The sequence below is a fragment of the Aquabacterium lacunae genome (assembly GCF_004310865.1).
GTDB lineage: Bacteria > Pseudomonadota > Gammaproteobacteria > Burkholderiales > Burkholderiaceae_C > Aquabacterium > Aquabacterium lacunae.
Genome location: NZ_SIXI01000005.1, coordinates 47879 through 63591, shown reverse-complemented (window position 1 = coordinate 63591; position 15713 = coordinate 47879). Strand labels below are relative to the sequence as shown.

14 protein-coding genes are annotated in these 15713 nt (G+C 66.9%); 6 read left to right on the top strand and 8 right to left on the bottom strand.

The features are described 5' to 3' along the window. Positions 1-30: 30 nt before the first annotated feature. The 6 genes from EYS42_RS12595 (at position 31) to EYS42_RS12570 (ending at position 6908) form a co-directional block, all read left to right on the top strand. Positions 31-1656 (top strand): cryptochrome/photolyase family protein, encoded by a 1626-nt coding sequence (locus tag EYS42_RS12595; RefSeq protein ID WP_130968541.1) that lies wholly within the window; start codon positions 31-33, stop codon positions 1654-1656. A gap of 71 nt (positions 1657-1727) precedes the next feature. Further along, entirely contained in the window at positions 1728-2591 is an 864-nt protein-coding gene (locus tag EYS42_RS12590) for a ferritin family protein (protein ID WP_130968750.1), read from the top strand. A 121-nt stretch (positions 2592-2712) separates the two neighbouring features. Further along, positions 2713-4014 carry a tetratricopeptide repeat protein gene (locus EYS42_RS12585; RefSeq protein WP_130968540.1) on the top strand — a complete coding sequence of 434 codons (1302 nt, stop codon included), beginning with the start codon at positions 2713-2715 and terminating at the stop codon, positions 4012-4014. Positions 4015-4028: 14 nt separating this feature from the next. Beyond that, the gene (locus EYS42_RS12580) at positions 4029-5228 is read left to right on the top strand and encodes a transferrin-binding protein-like solute binding protein (RefSeq protein ID WP_130968539.1); all 1200 of its coding nucleotides are present in this window, start codon (positions 4029-4031) and stop codon (positions 5226-5228) included. Positions 5229-5333: 105 nt separating this feature from the next. After that, entirely contained in the window at positions 5334-6065 is a 732-nt protein-coding gene (locus tag EYS42_RS12575) for a 16S rRNA (uracil(1498)-N(3))-methyltransferase (RefSeq protein ID WP_130968538.1), read from the top strand. A 3-nt stretch (positions 6066-6068) separates the two neighbouring features. Then, positions 6069-6908, top strand: a complete 840-nt coding sequence (locus EYS42_RS12570; protein ID WP_130968537.1) for a DUF4399 domain-containing protein — start codon at positions 6069-6071, stop codon at positions 6906-6908. An 11-nt stretch (positions 6909-6919) separates the two neighbouring features. Here EYS42_RS12570 and EYS42_RS12565 read toward each other — a convergent pair whose 3' ends face one another. The 8 genes from EYS42_RS12565 to argS all read right to left on the bottom strand — a co-directional run bounded on the left by EYS42_RS12565 (position 6920) and on the right by argS (position 15664). Beyond that, positions 6920-8248, bottom strand: coding sequence for a THUMP domain-containing class I SAM-dependent RNA methyltransferase (locus EYS42_RS12565; protein WP_207301164.1), 1329 nt, complete (start codon positions 8246-8248; stop codon positions 6920-6922). A 268-nt stretch (positions 8249-8516) separates the two neighbouring features. Beyond that, on the bottom strand, positions 8517-9314 hold the full coding sequence (locus tag EYS42_RS12560; RefSeq protein ID WP_130968536.1) for a DUF599 domain-containing protein: 798 nt from the start codon (positions 9312-9314) through the stop codon (positions 8517-8519). Between the two features lies 1 nt (position 9315). Continuing rightward, positions 9316-10878: an RNA polymerase factor sigma-54 gene (locus tag EYS42_RS12555; RefSeq protein WP_130968535.1), complete on the bottom strand. Its 1563-nt coding sequence runs from the start codon at positions 10876-10878 to the stop codon at positions 9316-9318. 28 nt (positions 10879-10906) lie between these two features. After that, entirely contained in the window at positions 10907-11668 is a 762-nt protein-coding gene (gene lptB / locus EYS42_RS12550) for an LPS export ABC transporter ATP-binding protein (protein ID WP_245503634.1), read from the bottom strand. 5 nt (positions 11669-11673) lie between these two features. Next, positions 11674-12402, bottom strand: coding sequence for a lipopolysaccharide transport periplasmic protein LptA (gene lptA, locus EYS42_RS12545; RefSeq protein ID WP_245503633.1), 729 nt, complete (start codon positions 12400-12402; stop codon positions 11674-11676). A gap of 159 nt (positions 12403-12561) precedes the next feature. Continuing rightward, positions 12562-13221, bottom strand: a complete 660-nt coding sequence (locus tag EYS42_RS12540; RefSeq protein WP_130968532.1) for a thiol:disulfide interchange protein DsbA/DsbL — start codon at positions 13219-13221, stop codon at positions 12562-12564. Between the two features lie 31 nt (positions 13222-13252). Continuing rightward, positions 13253-13963, bottom strand: coding sequence for an SPOR domain-containing protein (locus tag EYS42_RS12535; RefSeq protein WP_130968531.1), 711 nt, complete (start codon positions 13961-13963; stop codon positions 13253-13255). A 9-nt stretch (positions 13964-13972) separates the two neighbouring features. After that, on the bottom strand, positions 13973-15664 hold the full coding sequence (argS, locus tag EYS42_RS12530) for an arginine--tRNA ligase (protein ID WP_130968530.1): 1692 nt from the start codon (positions 15662-15664) through the stop codon (positions 13973-13975). Positions 15665-15713 lie beyond the last annotated feature (49 nt).

Here is a 15713-nt window from a genome sequence, read left to right as displayed (position 1 = left end):
CGCCCACGGGCGCCACCTGCCCACTTCCCCATGCGACACCTGCTGCTCATCCTGGGCGACCAGCTCGCGACAGACCACCCGTTGCTGCGCGAGCACGACCCGGCACTCGACCACGCCCTGCTGATCGAAGCCCCGGGCGAGGCCACCCACGTGTGGAGCCACCCGGCCCGCATCGCCGTGTTCATCGCGGCCATGCGGCAGTTCAGCGCGGCCCTGGCCGGCACGCCCTGGGCCCAGGCCAACACCCATGTGCGGCTGGGCGATGCGCACCTCGCGCACCTGCCCGGCCTGATCGATCGCCTGCGTGCACTGATCGAGGGCTGGCGCGCGCAGGGCGAAGGCCCCGCCAGCCTGACCGTGCTGGAACCCGGCGAATGGCGGCTGGCGCAAGGCCTGAAAGCCCTGTGCACCGAGCTGAACCTGCCCCTGCGCCTGATCGACGACCTGCATTTCCTGTGCAGCCGTGCCGAATTCGCCCAATGGGCGCGCGGCAAGCATCAGCTGCGCATGGAGTTTTTCTACCGCTGGATGCGCCAGCGCACCGGCGTGCTGATGGAGCCCGCCGGACAAGGCTCAGGCGAGGGCAAGGGCCAGCCCCAACCGGTCGGCGGCGCCTGGAACTTCGACGCCGACAACCGCCAGCCCTTCCCGAAAGGCGGCCCGGGGCTGGAACTGTCCGCTGCACCGCCTGCGCGCTTCGAGCCCGACGCCCTGACCCGGCAGGTGCTGCAGGAGGTGCGCGAGCGCTTTCCTGACCACCCGGGCGGCCTCGACAGCTTCGCCTGGCCCGTCACACGGGCGCAGGCCCTGCACGCCCTGCACACCTTCGTCAGCACCCGACTGGCGCAGTTCGGCCCGTATCAAGACGCCCAGTGGGCCGGCGAGCCCTTCGGCTGGCACTCGCTGCTGTCGGTGGCCCTGAACCTGCACCTGCTCGACCCGCGCGAGGTGATCGCCGCCGCCGAGCAGGCCTGGCGGCGCGGCGAGGTGCCCTTGGCCAGCGCCGAAGGCTTCATCCGCCAGATCCTGGGTTGGCGCGAGTTCATCCGGGGCATGTACTGGCTGGACATGCCCGGCCTGGCCCAGGCCAACCACCTGCAGGCCCACAACCCCTTGCCTGCCTGGTTCTGGACGGGCGACACCGACATGGCCTGCCTGCGCGACGCCATCGGCCAGACCCTGCAACATGGCTACGCGCACCACATCCAGCGCCTGATGGTGACCGGCCTGTACACCCTGCTGGCCGGCACCTCGCCGCAGCAGGTGGCCGACTGGTACCTGGCCGTGTACGTGGACGCCATCGAGTGGGTCGAGCTGCCCAATGTGGCCGGCATGGCGCTGTACGCCAACGGCGGGCGCTTCACCAGCAAGCCCTACGCGGCCTCGGGGGCTTACATCCACCGCATGAGCAACCACTGCCAGGGCTGCCGCTACAAGCCCACCGAGCGCACGGGGCCACGCGCCTGCCCCATCACCACCTTGTACTGGGCCTTCCTCGACCGCCACGAAAGCGAACTGGCAGGGAACCCGCGCACCGCCCTGATGGTCAAACACCTGTCCCGCATGGCCCCGGCCGAGCGAGAGGCCGTGCGCGAGGCCGCCCGTGTGCATTTGGCGGCACAGGCCCCGCATCTGCCCCCATCCGATTTGTCATGAACCACGTATAAGCTGGTGGTCGCCCGCAGTGAGGGGGCGCCCCGCTTCAACACGGAGAGACCGACATGGCCATGCTGTACCCCGAACTGTTCAAGCAACTGGAAGCCGTGCGCTGGAACATGGACACCGACATCCCCTGGGACCGGTTCGATGCCGGCCTGCTGACCGACGAGCAGGCGCACACCATCAAGATGAACGCCATCACCGAGTGGGCGGCCTTGCCCGCCACCGAGATGTTCCTGCGCGACAACCGCGACGACAGCGACTTCTCGGCCTTCATGAGCGTGTGGTTCTTCGAAGAACAGAAGCACTCGCTGGTGCTGATGGAATACCTGCGCCGCTTCCGCCCCGACCTGGTGCCCACCGAGGCCGAACTGCACGAGGTGCGCTTCGAGTTCGACCCGGCGCCCACGCTCGAAACCCTGATGCTGCACTTCTGTGGCGAGATCCGCCTGAACCACTGGTACCGCCGTGCGGCCGAGTGGCACACCGAGCCGGTCATCCGCCACATCTACGAAACCCTGGCCAAAGACGAAGCCCGCCATGGCGGCGCCTACCTGCGCTACATGAAGCGCGCCCTGAACCGCTTCGGTGACGACGCCCGCGCCGCCTTCGCCAAGGTGGGCGTGCTGATGGCCAGCGCCCGGCGCACGGCCCAGGCCTTGCACCCCACCAACCTGCACGTGTCGCAAAAGCTTTTCCCGCGCGACACCGTGCAGTCGCGCCTGCCTGACCCGCAGTGGCTGGAAGCCTGGCTCGATCGCCAGATCCAGTTCGACGCCCAGTGGGAGCAGAAGGTGGTCGACCGCATCCTGCACAACCTGAGCCTGCTGATGGAGCGCAGCTTCACCTCGGTGCAGGAGCTCAACCGCTTCCGCAAGGAGCTCGGCCAGCAAAAAGCCGAGTCCCCAGTCCTGGGGACACACGCGGCCTGAGCACCGTCCATCCCCCCTAGAGTCAGGGGGAGAGCCCCTGCTCCGGGCCCCTCAAGGCATCGACAGGAAGGCCGCACTTGCGCACACTCCGCGTAAATTTTACGTTTGGAGACAGTTGCCCATGCGGTTCCCCCATGCACTCTCACGTTCCACCCTCCTGTGCCTGCTGGCCGCCGCGGGCACGCTGGCACAGGCCAGTGAATCGGCATCGGTGACGTCGGAGATCGAAACCCGTTACCGCCAGGGCCTGTACCAGCGCGAAACAGGTCAACCGTTCCAGGCCATCGACACGCTGGAATCCCTGCTCAATGCCCATCCGACCTTGAACCGCGCGCGGCTGGAACTGGCTGTGGCGTACTACCGCACCCTGAACTTCGACCGCGCCCTGCAAGAAGCCCAAAGGGTGCTGGCCGATCCCGCCACCCCCGAGATCGTCCGGCTGTCGGTGAGCAGCTTCGTCAAGCAACTGGAACTCGAGCAGCGCATGGCCGACGGCCAGCGGAGCACCGTGAGCTATTCACTGACCGCCGGTCTGTCGCATGACGACAACGTCAATGCGGGCCCCTCCAGCGACCTGCTGGGGTCCACCTCGCTGGGCACCCTCACCCTGAACCCCGCGTTCCGCCCTCGCTCGGACTGGTCTCAGTTTGTGCAAGGGGGGGTGACACACCAATGGCAACGCGCCACCCCGTTCCGCCTGGGTCAGCAAGCCGGGCGACTGGGCTGGCAAACCAGCCTGAATGGGTACGGCAAGTTGCACCACCGCGAAAACGAACAGGATGTTGCCGTGCTGTCGGCCGCCACGGGCCCGACCTGGATGGTCTCCGGGCAATGGCGCGCCAACACCAGCTTGCAGCTCGACCAGATCTGGCTGGGCGGCAACGACCTGGGCCTGTACAGCTCGATCAGCCCCTCCATCACGTGGAACCTGGGGCGTGAAACCGAGTTCGGACTGGACGCGCAATTCCTCAAGCGTGACTTCCGACGCAGTGTGGACCTGGGTCGCGACAGCGACGTGCGCAACGTCGGGGTGACCTTGGGCCGCCTGCTGCAAGGCGGACGCTGGGCCCTGCAGGGCGGCCTGAAAGCTTTTGATGAACAGGCCTCCGACAGCCGTTACTCCAACGCTGGCCAGGAAGGCTTTGCCGCCGTCAGCTGGCAAGCCTGGCCAGGGGGTGAAGTCTTGGCCCGCTGGGACTGGCGCCAATCGCGCTTTGAAGGCACCGAAGCCGTGTTTGGCGTGTCGCGCCGAGAAATCGAGCGCCGCTGGGAACTGGGCTTCAGCCACCGGTTCACAGGCGACCACGCGTTCAAGGGCTGGAGCGTGAACACCACCCTCGCCCACGTCGACAACACCGCCAATCTGGCCCTTTACCAGTTCCAGCGCAACCTGCTGCTGGTCTCCTTCGGCCGCAGTTTCTGAGTCAGGAGTTCATCATGAAGTCAAACGTCTCGCCCCGTCACGTGTTGAGCCTGGTCGCTCTGGCGGCCGCCATCAGCGCGCAAGCCAACCCCACGGAAGAGCAACTCAAGAGCGTGGTCCTGTACGGGAACACCACCATCGCAGAAGACTCGGTGAACCGCTGGGGCTTCTGGGAACAGTTCGAACCCACGGCATCGGGCAACACGCCTCGCCTGTCCGAATTGCCCGCACAGACCAACTGGTACCGCACGCTGGCCACTGCCCAGACGACCAGCCCCCCCGCGCCGACCGCACCCGCACTGCCCACGCTCGACCTGCCCTGTGAATCGGGCGGCCTGTGCGGCTTTGGCACCTTCACGGTGCCCGAGCCCAGCCAGTTCGAAATCGGCATTGCCCTCCCGTTCGAGAAAGCCGCAGCTCTGATGGCGAAACGGCCCAGCAGCAGCTTCCACCCCTATGCTTTTTCGGCCACAGAGGCAGAAGGCCCGAACGAGGCCACCGACCCTTTCCCGGCCAGCATCACGCTGACGGCCACGGCGCTGGCCAGCGAAGCCGTGCCCCGTACAGGCCCCTCCACACTGTCGATCACGGGCTCATGCTGTGGGTACGCAGGTGACTCCATGTCCCTGATTCCGCTCGAATGGGACCACAACCTGTTGGATGTGCAAGTGGCTTGGTACACCGGCAACATCATGGCCCGCACCGAGGGAGAGTCCTCCTCGACCGTGGTCGGGGTGGCTGGACGGCTGACGTCCGCCGCCGACATGACGGCCCTGAACCAGGGACAGGTCATTGCCAACTACAGCGGCCGCTTGTTCAGCGAGCGCACGGCCGAGGTGCCAGACAACGTGCAACTGACGGTCAACTTCGGCCAGCGGACCTTCACGGGGGTGGTCAACGGTGGCGCCGACACCGCCGGCCTGCGCTACCAGCAACTGGCCAACGGGCAGACCCAACTGGTGCGCGGCGTGGGCTTCAACATCGACAACGGCACCATCGACGGCTCGCGCTTCCAGTCGCAAAGCTTCAGCGCCACCGACGGCAGCGTGACCGGCAAGGTCAGCGGTGGCTTCTTTGGCCCGAACGCCAACGCTGCAGGCGGCGTGATCGACATCCAGAAGACCCGCACCGACGCCAGCGACACCTACACCACAGGCCGCTTGGTGCAACCCTTCCTGACCGTGCGCACCGACCTGAACCGAGGAGACAAGTGAATCAGAACGCTCAGCCTTGAGGCACACTCCGGGCTGACGTGCCCACGTCACTTCCCGCGCGCCCTGCTGGCTTTGGCCGCGGGGCGTTTTGCTTTGTTGCTCACCATGCCGCGCCTTTACGTTCCTGACCTGTCCCCCGTGCCCGACACCGAATTCGACCTGCCCGAGTCGGCCGCTCGCCATGTGCAGGTGCTGCGCCTGCAGCCTGGCGACACCGTCACGCTGTTCAGCGGGCAGGGCGGCGAGTGGCAGGCCCAGGTGAGCGCCATGGGCCGCAAGCAAGTGGCGGTGCGGCTCGAGGCCCACACCGCCGTCGAACGCGAACTCGACCGCCACGTGGTGCTGGCCGTGGTCATGCCCGCCAACGACCGCATGGACACGGTGGTCGAGAAGGCCACCGAACTGGGCGCCACCGTCATCCAGCCCCTGATGGCCAGCCGGTCGGTGCTGCGCCTGGACGGCGACCGGGCCACACGCAAGGTGGCGCATTGGCAGGGCGTGGCCGTGGCCGCCAGCGAGCAAAGCGGTCGCACCCGCGTGCCCGAAATTCACCCTGTGAAAAACCTCCGCCAATGGTTGCCAACCGTGCCCACCGACTGGGCTCGGGCGGTGCTCAGCTTTGCCCCTCAGACAGGGGCATTGCCCTGGATTCAAGCCCAACGCCCCGGGCAGACCCTGTGCTTCCTCAATGGCCCGGAAGGCGGCCTGAGCCCCGAAGAGGTGCAACAATGCCTTCAAACCGGATGGACGCCGGTCGGACTGGGAGGTCGGGTGCTGCGCGCCGACACCGCGCCTTTGATGGCGCTGTCCCTGGCCGCCGGTCTCAGCAGTACTTGATCGATGAACACCCACACGACACGCGGCCTGTCGCTTCTGGCCGCACTGCTCAGTCTGACCACCGCACCCAGCGCCCAGACCTCAGTCCCTTCCAGCCACGCCGACTCGGCTCCGGCCGGCCATGGTGTGGCCACCGACGCCCACCCCTGGGTGGTGGTGCCCATGCAGGCCCGTGACCCGGTCAACTACATCACCAACCTGCGTGACGGGCAAAAGCTCGAATCACCCTTCGTGCTCAAGTTCGGGCTCACCCGCCAGGGTCTGGCCAGCATCAGCGAAGAAGTACAAGGTGCCGGTCACCACCACCTGCTGATCAACCGAGATCTGCCGCTGGACTTCACCAAGCCACTGCCGTTCAACGACCAGTACCTGCACTTCGGCAAAGGCCAGATGGAGGCCGTGCTGAACCTCAAGCCAGGCACCTACCGCCTGCGCATGCTGCTGGCCAACCACAAGCACATCCCCTACTTCATCTACAGCCCGGCCATCACGGTACAGGTCACGCAACAGCGGGCGAGCGTGAAACCCGAGTCGCTGTTGCGCAAAGGGGTGAGTCTGCTGACGCCCCAGCCCGGCGATGTGGTCAAGCGACCGTTCCGCGTGCAGATGCATGCCTCTGGTCTGAACATCAGCCACACCCAGATCCGCGACAAGGCGTCAGGCCACTTTCAGCTGCTGATGAAGGGCCCCAATGGCGCCGAAACGCTGGATTTCAACCACGGACACACCGAGGCCTGGGTGAAGCCACCCGCAGGCACTTACCAGCTGCGCCTGCAGTACGTGAACAACGCCACACTGCAAGTCAGCCACGAAACACCGTGGCAGACCCTGACGGTGCAGTGAGCCACCAAGGCTCAGCCCTGCGCCTCTGAGCCAGCACTGGCATCCGGGCGGGCCGCAGGCGGGACCTCGCGCAGCGAGCCCTTGACCAGGTCAAAGCGGAACAGACGGCATTCGATCGGACCGTTGAACATCACCACCCGGCGGCTTTCCTTCAGGCGCATGGCCGAAGGCAGCTTCATGTCGGGCGACAGCACCCAGGCGGTCCAGCCGCTGTACTGCTTTTTCCAGTGGCTCGACAGGCGCTGGAAAAAGTCGCTGGCGTCGCGGTCGATGAAGTCTTCGCGTGGCGCGCGCTCGGCCTGCGGCGCCTGGCGGCCGCCCGCGCCCGTGCCCTTGGGGTCGATGCGCTCGCCATACGGCGGGTTGAACATCATCACGCCGGTCTCGTCGGGGGCGGGGCGTTGCAAGGCATCGGCCGTCTTGAACTCGATGGCGTGCAGCACGCCGGCGCGCTCGGCGTTGCGGGTGGCGAAGTCGGTCATGCGGAACGACACGTCGCCCGTGACGATGCGCACGCGCGGTGGGTGCTGCTGGGCCCGCGCCTGCTGGCGCAACTGCTGCCAGCGCGCCTGGTGCGGCTGGAAGGGCAGCAGCTTTTCAAAGGCAAAGCGGCGCTGCAGGCCGGACGCGATGCCGCAGGCAATCTGCGCGGCCTCGATGGCGATGGTGCCCGAGCCGCAGCAGGGGTCGAGCAAGGTGCCGTCTTCCGGGCGGCCCTTCCAGCCGGCCGCTGCCAGCATGGCCGCTGCCAGCGTTTCCTTCAGCGGGGCCTCGCCCTTGTCTTCGCGCCAGCCGCGCTTGAACAGGGCCTCGCCCGAGGTGTCGACGTACAGGTGGGCGGCCTGGCCGTCGAGGTGCAGGTGCAGGGCCAGGTCGGGGTGGCGGGTGTCCACGTCGGGGCGCTCGCCCAGCTCTTCGCGCAGGCTGTCGCACACCGCGTCCTTGATGCGCAAGGCCGCGAAGTTCAGGCTCTTGAGCGGGCTGTGGCGCGCGGTCACGTCCACGCGCAGGGTCTGGTCCACGCGCATCCACTCGGGCCAGATCACGCAGCGCCCCAGCATGTACAGCTGGTCTTCGGTCTGGTAGGGGCCAAAGGCCACGCGCCACAGCACCCGCTGGGCCAGGCGGCTGTGCAGGTTGATCAGGGCGCAGGCTTCGATCAGGGTGGTGGCCTGGGGGCTGCTCAGGTCGAACGCCAGGTCGATGGGCGCACGGCCATCGGCCTGGCCCGAGCGCACCAGCACGCCGCCCTTTTCTTCAATGACCAGCAGGTTCAGCGAGGCCAGCAAGGGCGTGAGTTCTTCGGCCAGCAGTGGCTCCACGCCCATGGCGCAGGGCATGAACAGCACGGGCCGCAGGTCACGGCGCACCGGCTGGATGGGCGCGCGGTCATCGTCAAAAGGGCGCGGGCGCCCGCCCTGCGAGGCGCGATCCGGGCCACGGTCGGGGCCGCGGGCAGGCCCCCGGTCAAAGCCCCGGTCGGGGCCACGCCCGCCGCGGTCATCGGGGCGGCGGGGTGCAGTGCCCATGGGGCGCGGAGGGCCCTTGCGGCGGGGAGCGTGGTCGTTCATGGGCGGTAGTGTCGCCGACGGCGCGGCGATGGGGGAATCAGGGTTGGGTGCGGGACGGGACCGAGGCCGGCGAAGCCGCTTGAGATGTAGCCTGTGACGCCGCGATGGTGGACGCCGAAATGGGCGCATCGGCCTTGAGCACCACCGACACGTCCGAGCGGAACTCGCGGCGGTACAGCACCGACAGCACAGCCAGTGTGCTGAGCGCGAAGAACTCGGGCGAGATGAACCACGCGATCACGGCAAAGGACATGTAGTACGCCCGCAGCCCGTCGGCAAAACTCTCGGCGGCCATGCCCATGAGCTGCCCGGCGCGGTTGGCGAACTCCTGTCGGTCGGCCAGGCCCTGGTCGAAGATTTCCTTGTTGGGCGCAGCGCCCACCATGATGGCGCCGAACGAGTACACCCGCATCGACCACGTGAAGCGGAAAAAGGCGTACACGAACACGGCCAGCATCACCACGACCTTGAGGTCGAACACCAGCATGGAGGTGCGGGCCGCAAACGGCAGGTCCCGCACGATCTCGGTGGCTTTTTCGCTGGCGCCCAGCACGGCCAGCAAACCGCCGAGGATCAGGATGGTGGTCGAGGCCCAGAACGAGGGGCTGGAGGCCAGGTTCTGCGTGATGGCGGCATCGACGATGCGCTGGTCGCGGTAGGTCACCTGGTACATCCACAGGCGACGGTAGTGGTTGGTGCTCGACAGCAGGGTGCGCTCGACCTTGGCGCGCCAGGCCGCAAAGGCGGCGTAGGCCACCCAGCCCACCACGAACAGCAACAGGGCCGTCCAGTCCTGCCAGGGCAGGGCCGCCCACACACGCAGCAACAGGTCCATCTCAGAGGGTCTTGCGCAGGTTGGCGGGCGCGATCTTGAGCGCCTCGCGGTACTTGGCCACCGTGCGGCGCGCCACCTGGATGCCCTGCTCTTCGAGCATCTGACTGAGCTGGCTGTCCGACAGCGGCTTCTTCGGGTCTTCGGCCGACACCAGCTGCTTGATCAAAGCCCGCACGGCCGTGCTCGACGCATTGCCACCGGCCTCGGTGTTCAGCGACGAGCCGAAGAAGTACTTGAGCTCGAAGGTGCCGAACTGCGTGGCCATGTACTTGGCCGTGGTCACGCGGGAAATGGTCGATTCGTGCAGGCCCAGTTCGTCGGCGATCTCGCGCAGCACCAGCGGCTTCATGGCGATTTCGCCATGGGTGAAGAAGTTCTTCTGCCGGTCGACGATGGCCTGCGACACGCGCAAGATGGTGTCAAAGCGCTGCTGGATGTTCTTGACGAACCAGCGGGCCTCCTGCAGCCGCGCGCTCATGTTGGCGTGGCCTTCGGTGGCGGCCGAGCCGCGTGGCGCACGGCTTTGCTTGAGCGCGCTGGCGTACAGATCGTTGATGCGCAGCTTGGGCATCACGTCGGGGTTGAGCATCACCTTGAAGCCGCGGCCGTTCTTGGTCACGATCACGTCGGGCACGATGATGTTGGCCTCGGCCCGCGTGAAGCGGCGGCCCGGCTTGGGCTCCAGCTGCACGATCAGGGCCTGGGCCTCTTTCAGCAAGGCCTCGTCGGCGCCCGTGGCCGACATCAGCTTCTTGTAGTCGCGCCGGGCCAGCAGCTCCAGGTGGCTCTTGCAGATCAGGATGGCGATCAGCTGGGCTTCGCTGCGCGGCAAGGTGCGCAGCTGGATCTCCAGGCATTCCGACAGGTTGGCCGCGCCCACGCCCACCGGGTCCATGTGCTGCAGCCACTTCAGCGCGCAACGCAGGCGGCTGAGCACCTCGTCACGCAGCTCTTCGGCCTCCATCGGGTCCATCTCGGCGATGTCGGGCGGCAGCAGCGATTCGGCGATCTCTTCCAGCGAATCGGCCAGGTAGCCGTCTTCGTTCAGCGATTCGATCAGCATCTCGACCGCGGCCATGTCGGCGGCGCCCAGGCGCGTGCCCAGCAGCTGCTCGCGCAGGTGGTCCTGCAGGCTCACGGCCGCGCTGTTGCGCGACATGGGGTCGAAGTCGTCGTCGCCATCGCCGCTCTGGCGCGAAGGCGCCTCGCTGATGCCGTCGAAGTCGTCGCGCTCGGTGCCGTTTTCCCAGTCGTCGCGCTCGGTGGTGCCCAGCTCGGCCGTGTCCAGGCTGTCGCCCTCGCTGCCGCCGCTGTCTTCACGCACTTCTTCGCGCGCTTCTTCGCGGGTGCCTTTCTCGGCCTGGGCGCGTTCGGCCTCCAGGCTGACCAGGCTGTTGTCGAAACCGTCTTCGCCTTCCGGCTCGAGGAAGGGGTTCATCTCGAGCATCTGCTCGATCTCCTGGTGCAGCTCCAGGGTGGACAGCTGCAACAGGCGGATCGACTGCTGCAGCTGGGGCGTGAGCGCCAGGTGCTGCGACAGACGGAACTGCAAGGACGGCTTCATGATCGCTCTCGTTGCGTGAGGCCAGGCCTCACATGCGGAAGTGCTCGCCCAGGTAGACCTTGCGGACATCGGCGTTGTGCACGATGTCGGAAGGCCGCCCTTCGGCCAGCACCCGCCCCTCGCTGATGATGTAGGCGCGGTCGCAGATGCCCAGCGTCTCGCGCACGTTGTGGTCGGTGATGAGCACGCCGATGCCGCGCTCCTTCAGGAATCCGATGATGCGCTGGATCTCGATCACGGCGATCGGGTCGACGCCCGCGAAGGGCTCGTCCAGCAGGATGAAGCGCGGCTGCGTGGCCAGGGCCCGCGCGATCTCGACGCGGCGTCGCTCCCCGCCTGACAGCGCCAGCGACGGGCTGGTGCGCAGGCGCTCGATGCTGAGGTCTTTCAGCAGGCCGTCGAGGCGCGATTCGATCTCGGCAGCCTTCAGGGGCTTGCCCGCCTCATCGACCTGCAGTTCGAGCACGGCACGGATGTTCTCTTCCACGTTCAGCTTGCGAAAGATGGAGGCCTCTTGCGGCAGGTAGCTCAGGCCCATGCGCGAACGCTGATGGATGGGCAGCGTCTCGACCCGCTGCCCGTCGATGTCGATCAGGCCGGCGTCGGCCCGCACCAGACCCACGATCATGTAGAAGCTGGTGGTCTTGCCGGCACCGTTGGGCCCCAGCAGGCCCACCACTTCGCCGGCACTCACGGCCACGTGCACATCGTGCACCACGGTGCGGGCGCCGTAGCGCTTTTTGAGGCCTTCGGCGCGCAGGCGGCTGGGTGTGGCTGCGGTGTGAGGCATGGCGCTCATGGCTGGCCCCGCTGGTTGTCTGTGGCCGACAGGCTGGTGGAGGCCGCCAGCGAAGCGCCGCCCTGAGGTGCCTGGCTTTGCTCACCGGGCCAAGGGGCCTCTGTGGCGCCGTCGGCCTTGCCCGGCGCCTCTTTGCGGGGGGCGATGGTGCCACGCACACGGCCCGAACTGGTGCCTGGCCCGCCTGTGGTGGTGGCGCCGGTGCGCCCGACCACCTGGAACACCTCGGTGCGGTTGTCGTACACGATGGTCTGGCCGGTCACCTCGTCGGCCACGGTGGCGCCTCGCAGACGGCGCATCACGGCCTTGCCGATGAAGCGCACCTGGTCGGCCTTGCCGTCGAATTCGATGCGCTCGCTCTGGCCCTCGATGAATTCGTCGAGGCCTTCGCGGCGCTGGCGGAAATAGGCGCGGCCGCCTTCGCCCCCGGTGGCCACGGCGCTCTGGGCACCTTCGGCCAGTTGACGCACCTCGACCTGATCGGCCTTGAGCACGATGGTGCCCTTGGTGAGCTCCACATTGCCCTTGAGCACGTTCAGGCGGCTGTTGTCATCGACCCGGGCGCTGTCGGCCGCGAAATTGATGGGCGCGAACCGATCGGCCTTGTCGGCATGGGCCAGGCCCCAGCCCAGGCCACTCCACAAGGCGCATGACAGCACGCCGGCCAGCAGGGGCTTGAGAGCCCTCGGGGCACACAGGTGAGACAGGACGACAGGGGTGGACACGCGCAAGGCTTTCAGAATGAGGCACGAAATTTGCATTCATTCTAGCCATGAAGCGCCTGTGCAGCACGGGATTTCACCCATCTCCGTGCTGCACAGTCAAAGAAATCCGGCGGGGCATGGGCTGCTGGAGGGCCCGGGGAGGGCCGGGCGGCCCAAGGCTCACTTGCCCTTGCGGACCTTGTCGACCAGGAAGTTCACCGTGGCCAGTGTCTTGTCCGGGGTGCCGTTCAATGACACCGACGTGAAGTACTGCCCCTGGATGCCCAGCGTGGGCACACCATCGATGCGGTAGGCCTCGGCCAGCGCACGCGCCTGCTTGACCTTGTTCTGCATGCCAAACGAGTTGAACATGGCCAGGAACTTGTCCTTGTCCACGCCTTGCTTGACCAGGTAGTCGGTGATGGCGTCGACCGTGTCCAGCTTCATCTGCTGCTCATGGATGGCGTTGAACACCTTCATGTGCAGGCTGCCCAGCAGGCCCATGCCTTCCAGGGTGAAGTACAGCTTCTGGTGGATCACGAAGGGGTTTTCGCGGAAGGCCACCGGCACGCGACGGAAAGCCACATCGGCGGGCAGCTTGGCGGCCCATGCGCTCAAAGCAGGGTCGAAGTGATGGCAATGCGGGCAGCCGTACCAGAAGAACTCGACGACCTCGATCTTGCCCGCAGGTGCCGACACCGGAGCGCGCTGCGACAGGCGAACGTAATTCGTGCCCTCCACCGGTGCCATGCCCTGGGCCTGCGCCAGGGGCGATGCGCCCAGCACCAGGCCTGCAGCCCCCATCAAGGTGGCGTGCTTGGAAAACTCGCGGCGGTTCATCACAGGGTGTCCTTTCAGGAAAACGAAACGGTCATTTCTGCACTCGCACCAGGGCCGACTCGACCCCATTGCCCGACAGGGTGACCCGCGTCTGGTCGGCGAGTTCCTTCTGCGAGAAGGGGCCCAGGCGAACCCGGTACATGGTGCGGCCGTTGACTTCGCGCTCGGAGACGCGGGCCTCCATGCCCATCATCGACAGCTTGGCGCGTTGCTGCTCGGCTTCTGCCGAGCTGGCATAGGCCCCAGCCTGCACATAGTAGGTCAACGCATCAGCCGCACCGCCGGACGACACGGGTTCTCCCGACAGGATGGCCGCAGGGTTGCGCGCGCCCGAGGCTGCACCGCTGGCTTTGTCCGCCGCTTTCTCGGCGGCCTTGGCCTTGTCAGCGGCTTTCTCGGCCTTGGGCGCCGCCGAAGCGGCCGACGCCGGCGCCGGCGCCGACGCCGCTTCAGGCGCCTGGGTGCTCACCGCTTCCGAAGCCGCGGGGGGCACGGGCTTGGGCTTGGCCGGGTTGTTGCCATACAGGGGGGCATTGGGGTCCCAGTTCTTGTTGTGCTCGGCCTCGGCCGCGTCCTGATCGGCCGTGCGCTGGGGCACCTTGTCGATGAAGGGCAGCGGCGCCTTCGTCACGTACAGCGCCACGGCCAGGGCCATGGCCAGCCCGATCAGCAGGCCCACGATCATGCCGAGGAAGAAGCCTCCGCGCTGCCTTTGCTGCCGTTGTCCCTGTTGCGTTTGCATGGGGTGTCCTTACATCTTCTCGGGGGCACTCACGCCCAGCAGGGCCAGGCCGTTGCGCAGCACCTGGGCCGTGGCCGACAGCAGGGCCACACGGGCGCGGCTGAGCTCGGCATCATCGACCAGGAATCGCTCGGCAGCGTAATAGCTGTGGAAGGCACTGGCCAGGTCGCGCAGGTAGAAGGCCACGTCGTGGGGGGCCAGACCTTGCGCCGCGGCACTCAGCATGGCCGGGTATTCGGCCAGCTTGCTCATCAGCGACAGCTCGGTCGGAGCCACCAGCAGGGCCAGCTTGGCCGTGTTCAGGGCCGCCAGATCAGCCCCCTTGTCAGCATATTGCGCACGCACCGAGCAGATGCGCGCATGCGCGTACTGCACGTAAAACACGGGGTTCTCGTCGTTCTGCTTGAGCGCCAGGTCAACGTCGAACACGAACTCCGTGTCGGCCTTGCGGCTGATCAGGAAGAAGCGCACGGCATCTTTGCTGGTCCACTCGATCAGGTCGCGCAGTGTGACGTAGCTGCCTGCGCGCTTGGAGATCTTGACCTCCTCACCGTTCTTCATCACGGTGACCATCTTGTGCAGCACGTAGTCGGGCCAGCCCTGGGGGATGCCCACGCCAGCCGCCTGCAGGCCGGCACGCACACGGGCGATGGTGCCGTGGTGGTCCGAGCCCTGGATGTTCACGCACTGCTGGAAGCCGCGCTCCCACTTGGCGATGTGATAGGCCACATCGGGCACGAAGTAGGTGTAGCCGCCGTCCGACTTCTTCATGACGCGGTCTTTGTCGTCACCATAGTCGGTGGAGCGCAGCCACAGGGCGCCGCCGTCTTCGAAGGTTTTGCCCGCGTCCTTCAGCTTTTGCACCGCCGCCTCGACCCGGCCCGAGGTGTACAGACTGGATTCGAGGTAGTAGTTGTCGAAGCGAACGCCAAAGGCCTTCAAGTCCAGGTCTTGCTCGTGGCGCAGGTAGGCCACGGCGAACTGGCGGATGCTGTCGAGGTCGTTCACGTCACCGCTGGCGGTGAACTCGCGATCGTCGGCCTTGACGGTGGCCTTGGCCAAGAAGGCCTCGGCGATGTCGGCGATGTAGTCGCCGTTGTAGGCCGATTCAGGCCACTCGGCATCACCAGGCTTGAGGCCCTTCAGGCGTGCCTGGGTGGAGGCCGCCAGCGTGGCGATCTGCACACCGGCGTCGTTGTAATAGAACTCGCGGGTGACCTGCTGGCCCTGCGTCTCGAACAGGTTGCACAGCGCATCGCCCAGCGCGCCCTGGCGGCCATGGCCCACGTGCAGCGGGCCGGTGGGGTTGGCCGACACGAACTCGACCAGCACCTTCTTGCCAGCTTCGGCCTGCCAGCCGAACTTGTCGCCAGCGGCCAGCACATCGGTGACGATGCCCTGCTTGGCTTCGGGCCTGAGGCGCAGGTTGATGAAACCGGGGCCGGCCACCTCGATGGGCAGCTGCACCCACTGCTGCACGGCGCTCTGGGCTTCCAGCGCCGCCACCAGGGCGGTTGCCAGCTCTCGCGGGTTCTTCTTCATGGGCTTGGCCAGCTGCATGGCGGCGGTCACGGCCAGGTCGCCGTGGGCGGCCTGCTTGGGCGCCTCGAACACAGGGCTGAACGACGCGGGGGCATCGGGCGCCACTTGGCGCAGGGCCTCGCCCAGGGCCACCAGGAGATCACGCTTGGCTTGAATCATCCCGGCATTTTAGGCCGGGGGCACCCGCGCGCACGCCCCCCGTGAAATA

Bases quoted from the DNA above. Each gene is read 5' to 3' on its own strand.
- argS (WP_130968530.1), bottom strand. From the start codon at position 15,664: ATGATTCAAGCCAAGCGTGATCTCCTGGTGGCCCTGGGCGAGGCCCTG.
- EYS42_RS12590 (WP_130968750.1), top strand. From the start codon at position 1,728: ATGCTGTACCCCGAACTGTTCAAGCAACTGGAAGCCGTGCGCTGGAAC.
- EYS42_RS12585 (WP_130968540.1), top strand. From the start codon at position 2,713: ATGCGGTTCCCCCATGCACTCTCACGTTCCACCCTCCTGTGCCTGCTG.
- EYS42_RS12570 (WP_130968537.1), top strand. From the start codon at position 6,069: ATGAACACCCACACGACACGCGGCCTGTCGCTTCTGGCCGCACTGCTC.
- EYS42_RS12535 (WP_130968531.1), bottom strand. From the start codon at position 13,963: ATGCAAACGCAACAGGGACAACGGCAGCAAAGGCAGCGCGGAGGCTTC.
- EYS42_RS12555 (WP_130968535.1), bottom strand. From the start codon at position 10,878: ATGAAGCCGTCCTTGCAGTTCCGTCTGTCGCAGCACCTGGCGCTCACG.
- EYS42_RS12575 (WP_130968538.1), top strand. From the start codon at position 5,334: ATGCCGCGCCTTTACGTTCCTGACCTGTCCCCCGTGCCCGACACCGAA.
- EYS42_RS12580 (WP_130968539.1), top strand. From the start codon at position 4,029: ATGAAGTCAAACGTCTCGCCCCGTCACGTGTTGAGCCTGGTCGCTCTG.
- lptB (WP_245503634.1), bottom strand. From the start codon at position 11,668: ATGCCTCACACCGCAGCCACACCCAGCCGCCTGCGCGCCGAAGGCCTC.
- EYS42_RS12540 (WP_130968532.1), bottom strand. From the start codon at position 13,221: ATGAACCGCCGCGAGTTTTCCAAGCACGCCACCTTGATGGGGGCTGCA.
- EYS42_RS12565 (WP_207301164.1), bottom strand. From the start codon at position 8,248: ATGCCCTGCGCCATGGGCGTGGAGCCACTGCTGGCCGAAGAACTCACG.
- EYS42_RS12560 (WP_130968536.1), bottom strand. From the start codon at position 9,314: ATGGACCTGTTGCTGCGTGTGTGGGCGGCCCTGCCCTGGCAGGACTGG.
- EYS42_RS12595 (WP_130968541.1), top strand. From the start codon at position 31: ATGCGACACCTGCTGCTCATCCTGGGCGACCAGCTCGCGACAGACCAC.